This window comes from Stenotrophomonas sp. Ste96 (assembly GCF_024519495.1).
GTDB lineage: Bacteria > Pseudomonadota > Gammaproteobacteria > Xanthomonadales > Xanthomonadaceae > Stenotrophomonas > Stenotrophomonas bentonitica_A.
Genome location: NZ_JALJRX010000003.1, coordinates 419,083 through 438,346, shown reverse-complemented (window position 1 = coordinate 438,346; position 19,264 = coordinate 419,083). Strand labels below are relative to the sequence as shown.

The following is a 19,264-nucleotide window of genomic DNA, read 5'->3' as shown; positions in this document are numbered from 1 at the left end:
GGTTCAGATGTGGCGGCGCGGCTGCCGGGGCAGCCGCGCCTGCGCGATCAGTTGCCGTCCAGTTCCATGTTGATGGCCAGCGAGCGGATTTCCTTCACGAGCACGTTGAAGGATTCCGGCATGCCCGCGACCATCTCGTGCTCACCGTCGACGATGTTCTTGTACATCTGGTTGCGGCCCTGCACGTCATCGGACTTCACCGTCAGCATTTCCTGCAGGGTGTAGGCCGCGCCGTAGGCTTCCAGCGCCCAGACTTCCATTTCACCGAAGCGCTGGCCACCGAACTGCGCCTTGCCGCCCAGCGGCTGCTGGGTGACGAGCGAGTACGGGCCGGTCGAACGGGCGTGCATCTTGTCGTCGACCAGGTGGTTCAGCTTCAGGTAGTGCATGTAGCCCACGGTGGTGTGGCGATCGAATGCCTCACCGGTGCGGCCGTCATACAGCTGGGTCTGGCCGCTCAGCGGCAGGTCGGCCAGGGCAAGCATGTGCTTGATCTCGGCTTCCGTCGCACCGTCGAACACCGGCGTTGCCATCGGCACGCCGTCGGTCAGGTTGGTGGCCAGGCGCAGCAGCTCCTCGTCGCTGAACTGGGTCAGGTCGACGTGGTTGGCGTGCTGGGTCTTGTCGTGGTTGTAGACGTCGTCCAGGAACTTGCGCAGGTCGTTGATCGCGGCCTGGGCTTCCAGCATGCCCTGGATCTTGCGACCCAGGCCCTTGGCGGCCCAGCCCAGATGCACTTCCAGAATCTGGCCGATGTTCATACGCGACGGCACGCCCAGCGGGTTCAGCACGATGTCCACGGTTTCGCCCGAGGCCATGTACGGCATGTCTTCGACCGGCACCACGTTGGAGACCACACCCTTGTTGCCGTGGCGGCCTGCCATCTTGTCACCCGGCTGGATGCGACGCTTCACGGCCAGGAACACCTTGACCATCTTCAGCACGCCCGGGGCCAGATCGTCGCCCGCGGTGATCTTGCCGCGCTTGTCGGCGAAGCGACGCTCGAATTCCTTCTCGTGCGCCTGGATCTGCTTCTGGGCGCGTTCGATGGCTTCGGAGGCGTCCTCGTCCTTCATGCGCAGCACGAACCAGTCAGCCTTCTTCAGGCCGTCCAGGTAGGCGTCGGTAACGGTGTCGCCCTTCTTCAGGTTGGCACCGCCGTTGACCACCTTGCCCACGATCTGCGAACGCAGACGGGCGTAGATGGCGCCTTCCAGGATGCGGAACTGGTCGTCGAAGTCCTTCTTGACGCGCTTGATTTCAGACTCTTCGATCTGACGGGCGCGCTTGTCCTTCTCGATGCCATCGCGGGTGAAGACCTGCACGTCGATGACGGTGCCGTCCATGCCCGGCGGCACGCGCAGCGAGCTGTCCTTCACGTCCGAGGCCTTCTCGCCGAAGATCGCACGCAGCAGCTTCTCTTCCGGGGTCAGCTGGCTTTCGCCCTTCGGGGTGACCTTGCCGACCATGATGTCGCCGGCGCGGACTTCGGCACCGATGTACACCACGCCGCTCTCGTCCAGGCGGTTCAGGGCCTGCTCGGAGACGTTCGGGATGTCGGCGGAGATTTCCTCCGGCCCCAGCTTGGTGTCACGCGCAACGCAGGTCAGCTCTTCGATGTGGATCGTGGTGTAGCGATCCTCTTCCACCACGCGCTCGGAAAGCAGGATGGAGTCTTCGAAGTTGTAGCCGTTCCACGGCATGAAGGCGATCAGCATGTTCTGGCCCAGGGCCAGTTCGCCGATGTCGGTGGACGGACCGTCAGCCAGCACGTCGCCACGCGCCACCACGTTGCCCACTTCCACCAGCGGACGCTGGTTGATGCAGGTGTTCTGGTTGGAGCGGGTGTACTTGATCAGGTTGTAGATATCCACGCCGGCGTCGGTCGCGTCGGTGATCTCCACTTCGTTGACCTTGACCACGATGCGGCCGGCGTCGATCTGCACGATCTCGCCGCCACGACGGGCGTTCACGGTCACACCCGAGTCACGGGCCACGGCGCGTTCGATACCGGTACCCACCAGCGGCTTCTGGGCACGCAGGGTCGGCACGGCCTGACGCTGCATGTTGGCGCCCATCAGTGCGCGGTTGGCGTCATCGTGCTCCAGGAACGGGACGAGCGCGGCAGCGATCGACACGGTCTGCATCGGCGAGACGTCCATGAAGTGGACTTCCGCCGGCGGCTTGAGCAGCGACTCACCCTGGAAGCGGCACGGCACGAACTGCTCGGTGAGCATGCTCTTGGCATCGGTCAGGGCGTTGGCCTGGGCGATGACGTACTCGTTTTCTTCGATGGCCGACAGGAATTCGATCTCGTCGGAGACCTTGCCGTCGGCAACCTTGCGGTACGGGGTCTCGAGGAAGCCGTACTGGTTGGTGCGGGCGTACACGGCCAGCGAGTTGATCAGGCCGATGTTCGGGCCTTCCGGCGTTTCGATGGTGCAGACGCGGCCGTAATGGGTCGGGTGCACGTCGCGCACTTCGAAGCCGGCGCGTTCGCGGGTCAGGCCGCCCGGGCCCAGGGCCGAGACGCGACGCTTGTGCGTCACTTCCGACAGCGGGTTGTTCTGATCCATGAACTGGGACAGCTGCGAGGAGCCGAAGAACTCCTTGATGGCCGCAGCGACCGGCTTGGCATTGATCAGTTCCTGCGGGGTCAGGCCTTCGGATTCGGCCATCGACAGGCGTTCCTTGACCGCGCGCTCGACGCGGACCAGGCCCACGCGGAACACGTTCTCGGCCATTTCACCGACCGAACGCACGCGACGGTTGCCCAGGTGATCGATGTCATCGACCACGCCGCGACCGTTGCGGATCTCGGTCAGGACCTTGATCACGTCCAGGATGTCGGAGGTGTCGGCGTGCTCGGCGACCAGGCGCTTGGACTCTTCGTCGTTGCGCTCACCGAAGTACTTGCGGTCGTACAGCACGGCTTCGCCGGTGACTTCCTTGCGGCCGACACGACGGTTGAACTTCATGCGGCCGACCGTGGACAGGTCGTAGCGCTCGAAGGTGAAGAACAGGTTGTGGAACAGGTTCTGCGCGGCGTCCTTGGTCGGCGGCTCGCCCGGCCGCATCATGCGGTAGATCTCGACCAGGGCTTCGAGCTGGGTCTTGGTCGGATCGATGCGCAGGGTGTTGGACAGGTACGGGCCACGATCCAGATCGTTCACCCACAGGGTGCCCACGGCATCCACGCCGGCCTTGCGGAAGGCCTGCAGCTGCTCGTCGGTGATTTCGTCGTTGGCCTGGGCCAGCAGTTCGCCGGTGTTCGCATCGACCACGTCGTGCGACAGGATGCGGCCGACCATGTACTCGTCCGGCACGGCCAGGGCAGCGATGCCCGAGGCTTCCAACTGCTTGACGTGGCGCGCGGTGATGCGCTTGCCCGCTTCCACGATGACCTTGTCACCGTCGGCCAGGTCGAAGTTCAGGGTCTCGCCACGCAGGCGCTCGGAGACCAGCTCCAGCTGCACGCCTTCATCGGGGTTGATGTGGAACGTGTTGATCTCGAAGAACTCGGCCAGCATCTCTTCGTTGCTGTAACCCAGCGCACGCAGCAGGATCGACACCGGCAGCTTGCGGCGACGATCGATACGGGTGAACAGGGCGTCCTTCGGATCGAACTCGAAGTCCAGCCAGGAGCCGCGGTACGGGATGATGCGGGCGCTGTACAGCAGCTTGCCCGAGCTGTGGGTCTTGCCACGGTCGTGGTCGAAGAACACGCCCGGCGAACGGTGCAGCTGCGAGACGATCACGCGCTCGGTACCGTTCACGATGAAGGTGCCGTTGTCGGTCATCAGCGGGATTTCGCCGAGATAGACTTCCTGCTCCTTCACGTACTTGATGGCCTTGGTCGACGACTCGCGGTCGTAGATCACCAGGCGCACGGTCACGCGCAGCGGCGCGCCGTAGCTCATGCCACGCTGGCGGCACTCGCGCTCGTCGAACACCGGGTCGCCGAGCTTGTAGCCGACGTATTCCAGGGCGGCATTGCCGCTGTAGCTGGAAATCGGGAACACCGACTTCAGGGCCGCATGCAGGCCGTGGTCCGTGCGCTTGGCCGGATCGACGTTTTCCTGCAGGAATTCACGGTAGGAATCGACCTGGATGGCAAGCAGGAACGGCACTTCGAGGATCGAGCGCTGCTTGCCGAAATCCTTGCGGATACGCTTCTTTTCGGTGAACGAATAAGACGTCATGAGGTATCACCTTGGCTGTGCGGATCGTGCGTCCACGACCCGAGGGGAAACTGAAATTGTCAGTTGGAAGTCGCTGGTATTGCCGGCACCAGCACGCCTTCTCCCGCTACTTCCAACTGCCAACTCGTCTGCATCCACTCCCCTGCCCGCGCGCTTGTGCGCCGCTGTGACGGGGGATGACCGCAGCCCGTGTTGGGCTCGTACTTCGGGTGTTGCGTGAAACGACCAAAGGCCGGGGGCTTACGCCCCCAGCCTTGGCTGCATCGCCGTGTTTCGATGGCGAGGCAAGGAACTGCTTACTTGACTTCGACAGTCGCGCCAGCAGCTTCCAGGTCCTTCTTGAACTTGGCAGCGTCGTCCTTCGAAGCGGCTTCCTTGATCATGCCGCCGGCTTCTGCCAGATCCTTCGCTTCCTTCAGGCCCAGGCCGGTGATGGCGCGGACAGCCTTGATGACTTCGACCTTCTTGTCGCCGGCCGACTTCAGGATGACGTCGAATTCGGTCTGCTCTTCAACAGCGGCAGCCGGGCCAGCAGCAGCAGCTGCGGCGACCGGAGCAGCGGCGGAGACGCCGAACTTCTCTTCGATGGCCTTGACCAGCTCCATCACTTCCATCAGGGACTTCTCGGCGATGGCGTCGACGATCTGTTCGTTGGTAAGGGACATTTTGATTACCTTTGGATAATTTTCTGGGTTGAGGTTCCGTTCGGAACCACGGAAACGTCGACTCAGGCGGTTTCGGCGACCGGCTCGGCAGCGTCAGCGGTTTCACCGCCATCCTGCTTGTCGGCCACGGCCTTGACGGCGCGGGCGAACATGGCAGCCGGCTCGGACAGGACGCGGGCCAGCATGGCCAGGGCCTGATCACGGGTCGGCAGCGAGGCCAGCACGTCGACATGACCGGCCGGGAACAGTTCCCCGCCGATGGCCACGACTTTTGCCTGCAGCTTGTCGTTGGTCTTGGCAAAATCCTTGATCAGGCGACCGGCTGCGCCGGGCTCCTCGAGCGAGAACGCGTACAGCAGCGGACCGACGAGTGCGTCTTTGGCGCATTCGTATTCGGTACCTTCCACTGCACGTGCCGCCAGCGTGTTCTTGACAACTTTCAAGAAAACGCCGGTTTCGCGTGCCTGCTTGCGCATCGCGGTCATCTGGGAGACCGTGGTGCCAGCGTATTCGGCTGCGATCAAGGAGTGAGCCTTGGCGGCGACGTCTGCCAGCTCGGCGACTACTTCTTGCTTCTGGGACAGATTGAGAGCCATTGCACTCCTCCAATTGAACTCCGCTTACGGCTCCTGCCGTGTGCGGTCCTGGGCGGCATCCGTCCTGGACGCCGGGAACATCAGGTGATGTTCCAAGGGTGGGCCGTTCTAGACCTGGATGGCCAACCTGGGAGAACCCAGACGTGCGTAAACCAGAAAAACTCCAGAAGGGCACCATCTACGCAGGGTGATTCCCGGGGGAATCGATTAAGCGTTCGGTACTGCGCCGGCGGCGACTCCCTGCCAATGCGAGCATCCCTGCCCGTCGCCGGTATGTACTGACCGCGCCTGCGGTCTTTGACGGCTATCTCCGCGGGGCGGACCCCACTCGGATTGCCTTCAAATATCGCGGATACCGGACCGGAGCCCGGTACCCGCTTGAAACGATTACTTCAGCGACAGCGACGACTGGTCGACAGTGACGCCCGGGCCCATCGTCGAGCTGACCGAAACCTTCTGCAGGTAGGTGCCCTTCGAGGTGGCCGGCTTGGCCTTGATCAGGTCCATCAGCAGCGCCTGCAGGTTCGACTTCAGCGCGTCTTCGGCGAAGTCGGCCTTGCCGATGGTGCAATGGATGATGCCGGCCTTGTCGGTGCGGTAACGCACCTGACCCGACTTGGCATTCTTGACGGCTTCGCCCGGGTTGGCCGAGACGGTGCCGACCTTCGGGTTCGGCATCAGGCCGCGCGGGCCGAGCACGGTGCCCAGCTTACCCACGACGCGCATGGCATCCGGGGTCGCGATGACGACGTCGTAGTTCAGATCGCCGGCCTGCATCTTCTCGGCCAGATCGTCCATACCAACGGCTTCGGCGCCAGCGGCCAGGGCTTCGTCAGCCTTGGCACCGGCCGGAGCGAAGACGGCAACGCGCACGCTCTTGCCGGTACCGGCCGGCAGCACGGTGGAACCGCGCACCTGCTGGTCGGACTTCTTGGCGTCCACGCCCAGGCGCACAGCAACGTCGAAGGACTCGACGAACTTGGCCTTGGTAGCGGTCTTCAGGATCTTGATGGCGTCCTCGAAGGCATATGCCTTGCCCGGGACGACGGCGGCCTTGATGGCCTTCTCACGCTTGGTCTGTGCCATCTTCTTAACCCTCTACCACGAGGCCCATGGAACGGGCAGAACCGGCGATGGTGCGCACCGCGGCATCCAGATCGGCAGCCGTCAGGTCTGCTTCCTTGGTCTTGGCGATCTCTTCGAGCTGCTTGCGGGTCACCTTGCCCACCTTCTCGGTGTTCGGACGCTTGGAGCCCGACGAGATGCCTGCAGCCTTCTTGAGCAGCACGGCAGCCGGGGTGCTCTTGGTGATGAAGGTGAAGGTACGGTCCGAGTAGGCCGTGATGATGACCGGCACCGGCAGACCCGGCTCCAGCTTCTGCGTGGCGGCATTGAAGGCCTTGCAGAATTCCATGATGTTCAGGCCACGCTGACCCAGCGCAGGACCGACCGGCGGCGAGGGGTTGGCCTGACCGGCCTTCACCTGCAGCTTGATATAACCGACAACTTTCTTTGCCATGAGTATGCTCTCCGGGTGCTAGCGCCTTGCGACAACAGGCTCCCCATCGGACCGGGAATCACGCGTCCCGGCATCGCGTTTTGAATTCACGCAGAAGGCCACCTTGCGGCGGCCCTTGCTTTTTGCCAGCTTCCTGGCAGGAAGCCGCGCACTATATCAGGTTTTTTCTTCCCCTGCCGCATGGCAGAGGGTACCGGGCTGTTCAGGCTCCGGGCGGCCGCCCGGAACCCACTGCCCTCAGGCTCAGACGGCCTTTTCGACCTGGCCGAACTCGAGCTCGACCGGGGTGGCACGACCGAAGATCAGCACCGAGACGCGCAGACGGCTCTTCTCGTAGTTGACTTCCTCGACCACGCCGTTGAAATCGTTGAACGGGCCTTCGGTGACGCGGACCATCTGGCCCGGCTCGAACAGCACCTTCGGACGCGGCTTTTCGACACCTTCCTGAACGCGGTCCAGGATGGCGGCAGCCTCCTCGTCACGGATCGGCAACGGACGGTCGGCGGTGCCGCCGATGAAGCCCATCACCTTGGACGTATCCTTCACAAGGTGCCAGCTTTCGTTGTCGATGCGCGGAATGCCGTTTTCTTCGTGGGTCTCGATCTGGACCAGCACGTAACCCGGGAAGAACTTGCGCTCGGAACGGCGCTTCTGGCCGGCGCGCATTTCAACCACTTCCTCGGTCGGGACCAGGACGTCACCGAAGCGCTCCTGCATCTCGTCACGCACGATGCGATCGCGCAGAGCCTGCGCCACCGACTTTTCGAAGCCCGAATAGGCGTGAACGACGTACCAACGCTTCACTGGTTTCTCCTTATCGACCCAGGAACCACTGGGTCAATTTCTGAATCACGAAGTCAAATCCGCCCAGCAGCAGGCTGAGGATGATCACCACGACGATCACCACCCAGGTCATGCGAATGGCTTCCTGGCGCGTCGGCCAGACCACCTTGCGCAGTTCGAAACGCGATTCGGAAAGGAATTCCCGCGTGTCGCGACCCTTGCCGGTCAGCAGGAACACGCCGAGGCCGGCCACCAGGCCAACGACAACGGCCAGGCCGCGAAGCGGACCGGCCCATGCACTCTGTGAGGCGTGCTCAGGAGCACCGAACCAATACCAAGCAAAAAGACCCGCCAGCACGAGGATCGCTGCGGCGGCGTACTTGACGATGTCACCTCCAGTGGAGGCGTTGTCTTTGGAATGCTCGATCTTGCTGTTCATCCGGCTCTGGCTGCTGTGGCGGCATAGCCGCTGGAAGGGAGAAGTGGCACGCCAGGAGGGACTCGAACCCCCAACCTGCGGTTTTGGAGACCGCTGCTCTGCCAATTGAGCTACTGGCGTACTGAAAAAACTTGCCTTCCCTAAGACGGCGAAGGCGGACCGAGGTTCCCGGCCCGCCACTCGCGAGACCGGCAGCGCAATGCAACCGCCGGTATAACGCTGTTACTCGAGGATCTTGGAGACCACGCCGGCGCCGACGGTACGACCGCCTTCACGGATGGCGAAGCGCAGGCCTTCGTCCATGGCCACCGGGTTGATCAGGGTGACAACCATCTTCACGTTGTCGCCCGGCATCACCATTTCCACACCTTCCGGCAGTTCGCAAGCGCCGGTGATGTCGGTGGTACGGAAGTAGAACTGCGGACGGTAGCCCTTGAAGAACGGGGTGTGGCGGCCGCCTTCGTCCTTGGACAGGACGTAGACTTCGGCGTCGAACTTGGTGTGCGGCTTGATCGAACCCGGCTTGGCCAGAACCTGGCCACGCTCGACGTCGTCACGCTTGGTGCCGCGCAGCAGCAGACCGGCGTTGTCACCTGCCTGACCCTGGTCCAGCAGCTTGCGGAACATTTCCACGCCGGTCACGGTGGTCTTCTGGACCGGACGGATACCGACGATTTCGATTTCTTCGCCGACCTTGATCACGCCGCGCTCGATACGACCGGTCACCACGGTGCCGCGGCCCGAGATCGAGAACACGTCTTCCACCGGCATCAGGAAGGGCTTGTCGACGTCACGCTCCGGGGTCGGGATCCAGCTGTCGAGAGCTTCGACCAGCTTGATCACGGCCGGCACGCCGATCTCGCTCTGGTCGCCTTCCAGCGCCAGGCGGGCCGAACCCGAGATGATCGGGGTGTCGTCGCCCGGGAAGTCGTACTTGCTCAGCAGCTCGCGGACTTCCATTTCGACCAGTTCCAGCAGCTCGGCGTCATCGACCATGTCTGCCTTGTTCAGGAAGACGACGATGTACGGCACGCCGACCTGACGCGACAGCAGGATGTGCTCGCGGGTCTGCGGCATCGGGCCGTCAGCAGCGGAGCAGACCAGGATCGCGCCGTCCATCTGGGCAGCACCGGTGATCATGTTCTTGACGTAGTCAGCATGGCCCGGGCAATCGACGTGGGCGTAGTGACGAACGGTGGATTCGTATTCGACGTGCGCGGTCGAGATCGTGATGCCACGTGCCTTTTCTTCCGGCGCGGCGTCGATCGCGGAGTAGTCCTTGAACTCACCGCCAAAGCGCTCGGCACCGATCTTGGTCAGTGCGGCGGTCAGCGTGGTCTTGCCGTGGTCAACGTGACCGATGGTGCCGACATTGACGTGCGGCTTGGTGCGCTCGAACTTACCCTTGGCCATGGCTGCTTATCTCGAAATCGTCTGAATTGGTAGCACTTAGATGGTGCTCACGAAAGGAATCGAACCTTCGACCTCCTCCTTACCAAGGAGGTGCTCTACCGACTGAGCTACGTGAGCGAGTTTTGTATTATGGCACGAATTTGAATATATTCAAATTCATTCAATGGAGCGGGAGACGGGGATCGAACCCGCACCATCAGCTTGGAAGGCTGAGGTTCTACCATTGAACTACTCCCGCATCGGAAGCTCTTGCCACAACATGAAACTGGTGGAGGGAGGTGGATTCGAACCACCGAAGGCGTAAGCCAGCAGATTTACAGTCTGCCCCCGTTGGCCGCTTGGGTATCCCTCCTTACCACCCTGTCCCGTGGCGCCGAAGCGTTTTCGGTGTGGGGTGGAAGAGCCGTGAATTTTGGGGATAAACGGGGGTTCTGTCAACAACCTTTTTGAATTTTTTCACACGAATTTCGAATTGCCTTGCCGGGACAGGCTATTGGCCCGGTAACGGCAGGGTTTCGCTGGCGAAGATCGCCACATGCGGCACGCCATCGGCGCCGATCCAGCCGCGATACATGCCCTGCGTGTTGAACGGTGTCGCCACGCGGCCGTCGGCCGCGAGCACGATCGCACCGCCATCGCCCCCGAGCGCGGGAATGCGCTCGTTGATCACCGCGCGTCCCGCCTCCTCCGGGCCCTGCTTGAGGTAGCGCATGCGCGCGCAGATATCGTGCGCGGCCGCAGTGCGGATGTAGTACTCGCCCCAGCCCGTGCCCGATACCGCACAACCGGCATCGGCATAGGTGCCGGCACCGATGATCGGCGAATCGCCGACACGCCCGTAGCGCTTGTTCGTCATGCCACCGGTGGAGGTTCCTGCAGCGAGCCTGCCGTCCTTGTCGAGTGCGACCGCACCCACCGTGCCGAAGTGGCGCGCCGTTTCCAGATCCGCATGGGCCTGGCCGCTGGCTTCTTCCTTGAGGGCCTTCTGCAGCTGCTGCCAGCGCTTGTCGGTGCGGAAGTACGACGGGTCCACCAGGGTAATGCCCTGGCCCGTGGCGAAGGCTTCGGCGCCCTGCCCGACCATCATCACGTGCGGGGAATGCTGCATCACGGCCTCGGCCAGCAGGATCGGGTTGCGCACGCGCTGCACGCCGGCCACCGCGCCGGCCTTGAGGGTGGCGCCATCCATCAGCGAGGCATCCAGTTCGTTGCGGCCATCGTGGGTGAACACCGCGCCCCTTCCTGCATTGAAGGTGGGGTCGTCCTCGAGCACGGTGATCGCCGCGGTCACGGCCTCCAGTGCCGGCTTCCCGGCGGCCAGGGCGGCATGCCCCTTCACCAGGGCGTGCTGCAGGGCCGCGCGCGCCGCCTTTTCCTCGGCCGGCGAGAGATCCGTGCGCTCCACGCCGGCGCCGCCATGGATGACCAGCACCGGTTCGGCGGCATGGACAAACGGGCTCAGCAGACACAGGGACAGCAGCAATGCGCGTGGACGGGACATGGGCAACGCACTCGGATCGGAGGTGCCTGCATCATGGCATGCGCCACGGATCACCCGCGCGCGTGACCCGCACGCGACAGCGCCCGCACAGCCCCTGGCGTGCGTGGATCTACGGGTGCAACTGCAGGCGGCCTTCCCGGATATCGGCCGTCATCCGGAAGGCGGCATCGTCCACCCGGAAGCCATCCAGATGCAGGCGGCTGCCCTCCCCCACCCCGGTCACCGGAATGGCGCGGAACTCCAGCGGGCTGCCGCCGCGCAGGCGATCGGCGGCGCGCTGCGGCATCACCAGCCAGGCGTAGCCGCCGTCCCGACTGAACACCTGGCCGGTGCCGTCCGCCTCCACGCACAGCGCGGTGTCCTCATCCACGCCCAGGCCGACCATGTCCTGCTGCCCGCTGCGCTGTGCCGCCCGGGCCACGAACACGATCAGGCGCCCGAGCCGGTCGCGCTTGCCGAAATGGGTATCGGTGACCACGTTGGCCAGGTACGGCATGGCCAGGAAATCACTGTCCAGGGTCACCGCGCTGCCCATGGGGTCGCGCAGGGCACGACGGGAGGTGACGCTGCCACCATCCAGCGCGCCATAGCTGTAGCCGCCCAGTATGGCGAGCCCGGCGCTGGTGCCGGCGATCGGCCGGCCAGCACGTACATGTGCGTTGAGTGCCTCGTTCACCGCCGTGCCTTTCCAGAAACGGATATAGCGCGACTGGTCGCCGCCGGCGATGAAGATCGCATCGGCGGCGGCGATCACGCCCAGCACCGCGGGGTCATCGGCTGCACGCCGGCTGTTGAACACCAGGGTCTGGACCGAGACCGCCCCGCCGACGTCCCGGTACAGGCGGTTCTGCAACTCATCGGCGCCGGAGGCGCGCAGGATCACCACCCGGCCATGGCCGGCGCGCCCCAGCCACCATTGGAAGGCGGCGGGCACCCACTCGCCGCCGCCCATCAGCATCATCGCCGGCTCGGTGCGGGCTGCCCGGCGCGCGCCCACCGCACCTATCTCGTAATAGCGATAGCCCGGCTCCTGCAGGCTGCGCACCCCCTGCGCGTGGCCGGGCATCGAGAGCGCTGCCAGCAGCAGCGACAGGAAGGCGTGGAGCGGCCGGAAACCCTTGTGCACGTTGACCTCCCTGAATGAAACGAGGGTGTAAGCGCTTCCACTCTTTGCCAGAGAAACTGGCAGTGGTCAACCCCGTAAAAAAGGCGTTAAATGCGCGCCGTCCATTCGCGAAATGTGAATGGGGGACAGGCCTCCCTCGAGGCCGACACTTTCTTCTCGAGAATTCTCATGCGTAAACAGGCGATGGCGTGGTCGATCCAGCTGGCGTTGATGGGTGTGGCCGCGACCGCGGGTGCCCAGACGCCCGCCCCCGGGGTGCAGCAACTGGATACGGTGCAGGTCACCGGCTCGCGCATTCCACGCGCGCAGGTAGAAGGGCCGGCGCCCGTGACCGTCATCACCGCCGAGCAGATCCAGGCCAGCGGCTTCACCAGCGTGCCCGACGTGCTGCGGTCGATGACCCAGAACGGCGGTGAGACCCAGAGCCAGCAGTCCTCCAGCGGCGCTGATTTCTCGCCCGGCGCGCAGCAGGTCGACCTGCGCGGCCTCGGCCCCAACCACACGCTGGTGCTGGTCAACGGCCGCCGCATCGCCGATTTCCCGATGCCGTTCCAGGGCCGCAGCAACTTCACCGATGTCTCCAACATCCCGATCGGGATGATCGAGCGCATCGAAGTGCTGACCGGCAGCGCCTCGGCGATCTACGGCTCGGACGCGATCGCCGGGGTGGTCAACTTCATCCTGAAGAAGCAGGTCGATGGCACCACGGTGGACATGCGCATGGGCACCACCAGCGAAGGTGGCGGTGAGTCCTTCGACATGAGCATCGCCAGCGGTTTCGATGCGGGCCGTTTCAGCGCGGTCTACAGCCTGGAACTGCAGTCGCAGACGCCGTTGTGGGCGTATGAGCGCAGCCAGCAGGATTCCACCCTCGACGCGCCCACCGAGAGCGCCCGCGCCGCGCGCCGCGCCTACCTGCGCACCGACTACAACGACGACTACCTTGATCCGGGCCAGGCCACCTGCGATGCGCTGGCCGGCCAGAACAACGGCAGCACCCGGTACGCCGAGCGTGCGCGCTACGGCTTCTACTGCGGCAGCGACCGGTCGATCGGCTACGGCACGATCCTCAGCAAGCGCCGCGGCGCCAACGGCTACGCCTCGCTGCGCTATGCCTTCGACAATGGCGCCGAATGGTTCGCCGATGTGCAGATGGGCTACCACGACCTGGCGCTGATGCGCGATGTGACCCAGTGGGGCCGCATGGCTGCCGATGGCAACGAGGACGGCTACTTCTACAACCAGGCCACCGACCAGGTGGAGTTCTGGCAGCGCCAGTTCTCCCCGGAAGAAATGGGCGGGCTCAACAACGGCATGGTGCGCAGCACGCAGAAGACCTTCAGCGTGACCACGGGCTTCAAGGGCGCGCTCGGCGCGGACTGGGAATACGAGGCCTCGTTGAGCCACTCGCAGTACCAGTCCCGCATCCGCTGGCCGCAGATCATCGCCGCCAGGGCCAATGCCCTGTTCCTGGGCGAGCAGCTGGGCGAGTACACCGATGACGATGACAACGTGTTCCCGGTGTTCAACGCCGACCCGGCGCGCCTGTACCGGCCGCTGAGCCGCAGCGAGTACGACTCGATCGCCGCGCGCACCACCTATACGCCGAAGTCGCGCACCGATACCGCCGCGCTGACCCTGACCAACGGCGAGCTGTTCGAGCTGCCGGGCGGCAAGGCCGGCTTCGCGGCGACGGCCGAGTTCGGCAACCAGTCCTACGCGCTGAATCCGGACCCGCTGGCGACGCAGTACTACTACTACAGCTGGAAGGACTCGGACGGCCACGGCAGCCGCAACCGCTGGGCGACCGCGACCGAGCTGCGCCTGCCGCTGCACGACACGTTCAACCTCAGCGTGGCCGGCCGCTTCGACCAGTACCGCTACTCGGGCAACACCATCGGCAAGGCGACCTGGAGCGGTGGCCTGGAATGGCGCCCGATCGAGACCCTGCTGGTGCGCGGCTCCTACGGCACCGCCTTCCGCGCGCCGGACCTGCATTACGTGTATGCCGGCCCGGGCAACGACGAAACCAGTGCCAACGACTATTACACCTGCGCGGTGGACGGTGGCGATGACTGCTCGGACTACGAAAAGAACCTGATCCGCACCCGCGAGGGCAACCGCAGGCTGGATCCGGAAACCAGCACCTCGTGGAGTGCCGGCGTTGTGTGGTCGCCGGCGGTGGGGCTGGACTTGTCGGTGGACTGGTTCGACATCGACATGCGCAACCAGGTGCAGGACATGGATGTGAGCACCATCCTGCGCGACGAGGCGGCCTGCCGCCTGGGCGACGCGGACGCGGCGTCGCCGACCTGCGTGGATGCGATCAGCCGGGTCACCCGCACCAGCGATGGCCGCCTCTACGGCGTGCATGTGAGCCCGATCAACATCGCGCGCGAAACCACGCGCGGCATCGATGTGGGCCTGCGCTACCGCCTGGGCACCGGGATCGGCGACTTCATCTTCAGCGGCAACCACACCTGGGTGAAGACGCACGATTTCCAGCAGTTCGCGGGCGATGTGGTCGAAGACCAGTTCGCGGTCAACAGCGGTTTCGATATCCCGCGCACCAAGACCAGTGCGAGCGTGACCTGGGAGAACGCGGCGTGGTCGGCCACGCTGTACGGCTCGCGCCTGGGCAGGCTGCCGACTTACGACAGCTACGACCAGAGCTTCGATCCGGACAGCGGCGACAGCCCCTGGATCGGTGCCACGTACCGTTACAACGTGTCGCTGCAGTACCGCTTCGATGATCATTCGCGCCTGTCGCTGTCGGTGGTCAACATCGCCAACAAGATGCCGCCGAAGGACGCGACCTATACGCCGTACCCGTACTACGACGTCTCCTGGTTCGACACGGTGGGCCGCACGATCAACCTGCAGTACACGCACAAGTTTGGTGGTACGGCGCTGTAAGCCCGGTTTCTGCGGGACGCCCTTCGTGTTCTCCACACACCCCGTGGAAACCCATGGGGGTTTGGTGTGGACAAGTGCATGCGAGCCATGCCGCGCAACGCCTTCAGGGCGTGGCGATATTTTATCCAGCCGCGGATCGCGGTTTTCCACACACACCGTGGAAAGCGATGGGGGTTTGCTGTGGAAAACCCCGGGTGAGCGATGCACTGCAACGGTTTTCAGTGGTGGTCAGAAATTGTCCACATCGCTTGCGGGCGGGTCTGACGGGGTGCCGGCCAGCGGCTGGCACTAGCGCCCAGGGGTTTTCCACACGGTACGTGGAGAGGCGTGGGAGTTTGTTGTGGACAAGTGAGCCGGAGGCATACCAGGCAAGCGTTTCAAAGCCTGGTCATTTTTTGTCCAGCCCGTCCAGAGGCGCGGATCACGCGCGCCGGAAACGCAAACGCCCCGCGCGGGGCGGGGCGTTGCGGGCATCAACGTGCGAGCGACTCAGACGTTGAAGCGGAAGTGCAGGATGTCGCCTTCCTGGACGCGGTATTCCTTGCCTTCCAGGCGCAGGCGACCGGCTTCCTTGGCACCGGCTTCGCCCTTGTACTTGATGAAGTCGTCATACGCGATGGTTTCGGCGCGGATGAAGCCCTTCTCGAAGTCGGTGTGGATCACGGCAGCGGCCTGCGGGGCGGTGGCGCCCTTGCGTACGGTCCATGCGCGGACTTCCTTCACACCGGCAGTGAAGTAGGTCTGCAGGCCGAGCAGGCTGTAGGCCGCGTTGATCACGCGGTTCAGACCCGGCTCGGTCAGGCCGAGATCGGCCAGGAAGGTATCGCGGTCTTCGTCATCCAGTTGCGACAGCTCTTCTTCGATCGCCGCCGACACCGGCACCACCTGCGCACCTTCTTCGGCGGCACGGGCGCGCACGGCATCCAGGTGCGGGTTGTTCTCGAAGCCGTCTTCCAGCACGTTGGCGATGTACATCACCGGCTTGAGGGTCAGCAGGAACAGGTCACGGACCAGCGCCTTCTCTTCCTCGTCCAGGCCGGCGGTGCGGCCTGCCTTGCCATCGGCCAGTGCGGCCTGCAGCTTGGCCAGCACCGGCTTGCGGGCGGCCGCATCCTTGTCGCCGCCCTTGGCGGCGCGCTCGGCGCGGTTCAGTGCCTTCTCGACGCTGTCCAGATCGGCCAGGGCCAGTTCGGTATCGATGGTGTCGATGTCCGAAAGCGGGTCGACCTTGTTGTTGACGTGGATGACGTCGGCGTTCTCGAAGCAGCGCACCACATGGGTGATCGCATCGACTTCGCGGATGTGGGCCAGGAACTTGTTGCCCAGGCCTTCACCGCTGGCCGCGCCGGCGACGAGGCCGGCGATGTCCACGAACTCCACTGCGGTCGGGATGACCTTCTGCGGGTTGATGATCGCGGCCAGCTCGTTCAGACGGGGATCGGGCACCGGCACGATGCCGACGTTCGGTTCGATCGTGCAGAACGGGAAGTTGGCCGCCGCGATGCCCGCCTTGGTCAGCGCATTGAACAGGGTCGATTTGCCGACATTGGGCAGACCGACGATGCCGCATTTGATACCCATCTTTGACAACCTCTGGGGGTGGTAGGTACCGACCGATGGTCGGTACACCGTGGTTATTTCGGGGTGTGGAGGCGCTTCATCGCCTCACTGTAATCGCCGGATACCGCCAGCGGCAGCACGTCGATCGCATCTTCGATGGCACGACCGATCAGCACATCATCGTCTTTGCCGGCACGGCCCAGTACCCACGGGACCACGCGGTCCTTGTGGCCGGGATGGCCGATGCCGATGCGCAGGCGATGGAATCTGCCATGGCCGAGCAGGCGGATGGTGTCGCGCAGGCCATTCTGGCCGCCGTGGCCGCCATCGAACTTGAGCCGCGCCACGCCGGGCGGCAGGTCCAGCTCGTCGTGCGCCAGCAGGGTTTGTTCCGGTTCGATCTTCCAGAAGCGCTGCGCGGCGGTGACCGATTTGCCACTGAGGTTCATGAAGGTGGCGGGCTTGAGCAGCCACACCGGCTGGCCGGCGATGTCGACCTTGGCGGTCTCGCCGAACAACTTGCTGTCCACGCTCCAGCGCGCGCCGGCCTGTTCCACCAGGGCGTCAATGAAACGAAACCCGGCATTGTGCCGGGTCTGGGCGTGCTCGGGTCCGGGGTTGCCCAGGCCAACGATCAATCGCAATCCTGTCATCACTCTTCTTCGTCGGTACCCGCCCTGTGCCGGTACATACAGAAACGGCGCCTGCCCCGAAGGACAGGCGCCGCAATCACTTACTCTGCAGCCGGCGCTTCGTCGGCAGCTTCTTCCTTGCCGAGCTTGGCGGTGACGATCGCGTCGTCATGGTCCTTGCCCTGGGCCAGGGCCGGGATCTCGACGCCCTTCGGCAGCTTGATGTCCGACAGGTAGATCACGTCACCGGCCTTCAGGTCGGCCAGGTCGACGTCGATCGATTCCGGCAGGTCCTTCGGCAGGCAGGTGATGGTCACTTCCTTCAGTTCGTGGGTGACCACGACGTCGGCAGCCTTGCCGGCAGCCGAGGTGTCTTCATTGATGAAGTGCAGCGGCACGCTGGCGGTCAGTGCTTCGTTCTCGTTCACGCGCAGGAAATCCAGGTGGATGATCAGCTGCTTGAACGGGTGGCGCTGCATGTCACGCAGCAGCACCTTGGTGACCTGGCCGTCCAGGTTCAGGTCCAGGATGGACGAGTAGAACCACTCGTTCTGCTGCGCCAGCCAGATCTGGTTGTGGTCCAGGTTGATGTTGATCGGAGCGACGTCGCCGCCGTACACGACGGCCGGGATCACGCCGGCGTGACGCAGGCGGCGGCTCGCACCCTTGCCCTGCACGTCACGAGCGGTGACCTTGATTTCATGAGTCTTGGACATTGTTTTACTACCAGTTGATGCCTCGCCCTGCGGCGAAGCGGTGAGGAGACATCCGCGACCAGATGCCCCCGGGAAACCACCCACCGTTGCCGGCGGGCGGAAAAAATCAATCCACGTACAGCGAGCTGACCGACTCACCGAAGGCGATGCGGCGCATCGTCTCGGCCAGCATTTCCGCCACGCTGAGCTGGCGGATCTTGCTGCACACCCGCGCCTCTTCACGCAGCGGGATGGTGTCGGTCACCACCAGCTCATCGAGCTGGGAGTTGTTGATGTTGTCCACTGCCGGGCCCGAGAGCACGGCGTGGGTGCAGTACGCGGCAACCTTGAGGGCGCCACGCGCCTTCAGCGCCGCGGCAGCCGCGCACAGGGTGCCGGCGGTATCGACGATGTCATCGACCATCACGCAGGTCTTGCCTTCGACGTCACCGATGATGTTCATCACGGTGGAGACGTTGGCGCGCGGCCGGCGCTTGTCGATGATCGCCAGATCAGCATCATCCAGGCGCTTGGCGACGGCGCGCGCACGCACCACACCACCGACGTCCGGGGACACCACGATCAGGTTCTCCGTGCCGTAGGCGCGCCAGATATCGGCGAGCAGCAGCGGCGAGGCGTACACATTGTCCACCGGCATGTCGAAGAAGCCCTGGATCTGGTCGGCATGCAGATCCACCGTCAGTACCCGGTCAGCCCCGACAGCGCTGAACATCTTTGCCGCCACCTTGGCGGTGATCGGCACGCGCGAGGAACGCATGCGGCGATCCTGGCGCGAGTAGCCGAAATACGGCACCACGGCGGTGACACTGTTGACCGAGGCGCGCTTGAGCGCATCGATCAGGACCAGCAGTTCCATCAGGTTCTCTGCGCTGGGCGCGCAGGTCGGCTGGATCACGAACACGTCCTGCTTGCGGACGTTTTCCTCGATCTCGACCTGCACTTCACCATCGGAGAAGCGCGACACCAACGCCTTGCCAGGCCGCACCCCCAGTTCCTTGCAGATGCTCTGCGCAAGGCGCTTGTTGGCGTTGCCGGAAAATACCAGCAGGTTGGGGTGTTCTTGCATCATGACGGTCTCGGGCGGGAGCGATTGGCGGAGAACTGGGCCGCTGGCACCCGGAGGTGTCTGCGGTGACAACACCGCGGCGTATGCACCGCGCCCGCGCAGACATGCGCATGGAGTCGCGGCAGATATC

Annotated in this window: 15 protein-coding genes and 4 tRNA genes; 1 reads left to right on the top strand and 18 read right to left on the bottom strand. The window is 64.2% G+C overall.

Annotated elements, in window-relative coordinates; translation table 11 throughout:
* Nucleotides 1-47 precede the first annotated feature (47 nt).
* From rpoB to OC373_RS11265, 14 genes are all read right to left on the bottom strand, one after another.
* A complete protein-coding gene (rpoB, locus tag OC373_RS11330) occupies nucleotides 48-4,202 on the bottom strand; it encodes a DNA-directed RNA polymerase subunit beta (protein ID WP_019186120.1) in 4,155 nt (1,384 codons plus the stop codon).
* Between the two features lie 296 nt (nucleotides 4,203-4,498).
* The gene (gene rplL, locus OC373_RS11325; RefSeq protein WP_019186119.1) at nucleotides 4,499-4,867 is read right to left on the bottom strand and encodes a 50S ribosomal protein L7/L12; all 369 of its coding nucleotides are present in this window, start codon (nucleotides 4,865-4,867) and stop codon (nucleotides 4,499-4,501) included.
* Between the two features lie 62 nt (nucleotides 4,868-4,929).
* On the bottom strand, nucleotides 4,930-5,463 hold the full coding sequence (gene rplJ, locus OC373_RS11320) for a 50S ribosomal protein L10 (RefSeq protein ID WP_019186118.1): 534 nt from the start codon (nucleotides 5,461-5,463) through the stop codon (nucleotides 4,930-4,932).
* Nucleotides 5,464-5,850: 387 nt separating this feature from the next.
* The gene (gene rplA, locus OC373_RS11315; protein WP_019186117.1) at nucleotides 5,851-6,549 is read right to left on the bottom strand and encodes a 50S ribosomal protein L1; all 699 of its coding nucleotides are present in this window, start codon (nucleotides 6,547-6,549) and stop codon (nucleotides 5,851-5,853) included.
* A 4-nt stretch (nucleotides 6,550-6,553) separates the two neighbouring features.
* The gene (gene rplK / locus OC373_RS11310; RefSeq protein ID WP_019186116.1) at nucleotides 6,554-6,982 is read right to left on the bottom strand and encodes a 50S ribosomal protein L11; all 429 of its coding nucleotides are present in this window, start codon (nucleotides 6,980-6,982) and stop codon (nucleotides 6,554-6,556) included.
* Nucleotides 6,983-7,225: 243 nt separating this feature from the next.
* Nucleotides 7,226-7,786, bottom strand: coding sequence for a transcription termination/antitermination protein NusG (nusG, locus tag OC373_RS11305; protein ID WP_019186115.1), 561 nt, complete (start codon nucleotides 7,784-7,786; stop codon nucleotides 7,226-7,228).
* Between the two features lie 10 nt (nucleotides 7,787-7,796).
* Nucleotides 7,797-8,204, bottom strand: coding sequence for a preprotein translocase subunit SecE (secE, locus tag OC373_RS11300; protein WP_019186114.1), 408 nt, complete (start codon nucleotides 8,202-8,204; stop codon nucleotides 7,797-7,799).
* A 44-nt stretch (nucleotides 8,205-8,248) separates the two neighbouring features.
* A tRNA-Trp gene (locus tag OC373_RS11295) sits at nucleotides 8,249-8,324 on the bottom strand.
* 102 nt (nucleotides 8,325-8,426) lie between these two features.
* Complete coding sequence (gene tuf, locus OC373_RS11290) at nucleotides 8,427-9,617, bottom strand: elongation factor Tu (RefSeq protein ID WP_019186113.1); 1,191 nt, start codon at nucleotides 9,615-9,617, stop codon at nucleotides 8,427-8,429.
* A gap of 41 nt (nucleotides 9,618-9,658) precedes the next feature.
* A tRNA-Thr gene (locus tag OC373_RS11285) sits at nucleotides 9,659-9,734 on the bottom strand.
* Between the two features lie 47 nt (nucleotides 9,735-9,781).
* Nucleotides 9,782-9,855 (bottom strand) — tRNA-Gly (locus OC373_RS11280).
* Nucleotides 9,856-9,883: 28 nt separating this feature from the next.
* Nucleotides 9,884-9,969: transfer RNA gene (locus OC373_RS11275), tRNA-Tyr, on the bottom strand.
* A 138-nt stretch (nucleotides 9,970-10,107) separates the two neighbouring features.
* Nucleotides 10,108-11,118, bottom strand: coding sequence for an isoaspartyl peptidase/L-asparaginase (locus OC373_RS11270; RefSeq protein ID WP_261997711.1), 1,011 nt, complete (start codon nucleotides 11,116-11,118; stop codon nucleotides 10,108-10,110).
* 109 nt (nucleotides 11,119-11,227) lie between these two features.
* Nucleotides 11,228-12,184: a cyanophycinase gene (locus OC373_RS11265; protein ID WP_261997753.1), complete on the bottom strand. Its 957-nt coding sequence runs from the start codon at nucleotides 12,182-12,184 to the stop codon at nucleotides 11,228-11,230.
* Nucleotides 12,185-12,412: 228 nt separating this feature from the next.
* On the opposite strand from OC373_RS11265, the gene OC373_RS11260 reads away from it, so the two are divergent.
* Entirely contained in the window at nucleotides 12,413-15,160 is a 2,748-nt protein-coding gene (locus OC373_RS11260) for a TonB-dependent receptor (RefSeq protein ID WP_261997710.1), read from the top strand.
* A 489-nt stretch (nucleotides 15,161-15,649) separates the two neighbouring features.
* On the opposite strand, the gene ychF is transcribed toward OC373_RS11260, so the two are convergent.
* The 4 genes from ychF to OC373_RS11240 form a co-directional block, all read right to left on the bottom strand.
* On the bottom strand, nucleotides 15,650-16,741 hold the full coding sequence (ychF, locus tag OC373_RS11255) for a redox-regulated ATPase YchF (protein WP_019186109.1): 1,092 nt from the start codon (nucleotides 16,739-16,741) through the stop codon (nucleotides 15,650-15,652).
* A gap of 53 nt (nucleotides 16,742-16,794) precedes the next feature.
* On the bottom strand, nucleotides 16,795-17,373 hold the full coding sequence (gene pth, locus OC373_RS11250; RefSeq protein ID WP_019186108.1) for an aminoacyl-tRNA hydrolase: 579 nt from the start codon (nucleotides 17,371-17,373) through the stop codon (nucleotides 16,795-16,797).
* Nucleotides 17,374-17,453: 80 nt separating this feature from the next.
* Entirely contained in the window at nucleotides 17,454-18,068 is a 615-nt protein-coding gene (locus tag OC373_RS11245; protein WP_070426684.1) for a 50S ribosomal protein L25/general stress protein Ctc, read from the bottom strand.
* A 106-nt stretch (nucleotides 18,069-18,174) separates the two neighbouring features.
* Nucleotides 18,175-19,134, bottom strand: a complete 960-nt coding sequence (locus OC373_RS11240; protein WP_026070235.1) for a ribose-phosphate diphosphokinase — start codon at nucleotides 19,132-19,134, stop codon at nucleotides 18,175-18,177.
* Between the last annotated feature and the right edge of the window lie 130 nt (nucleotides 19,135-19,264).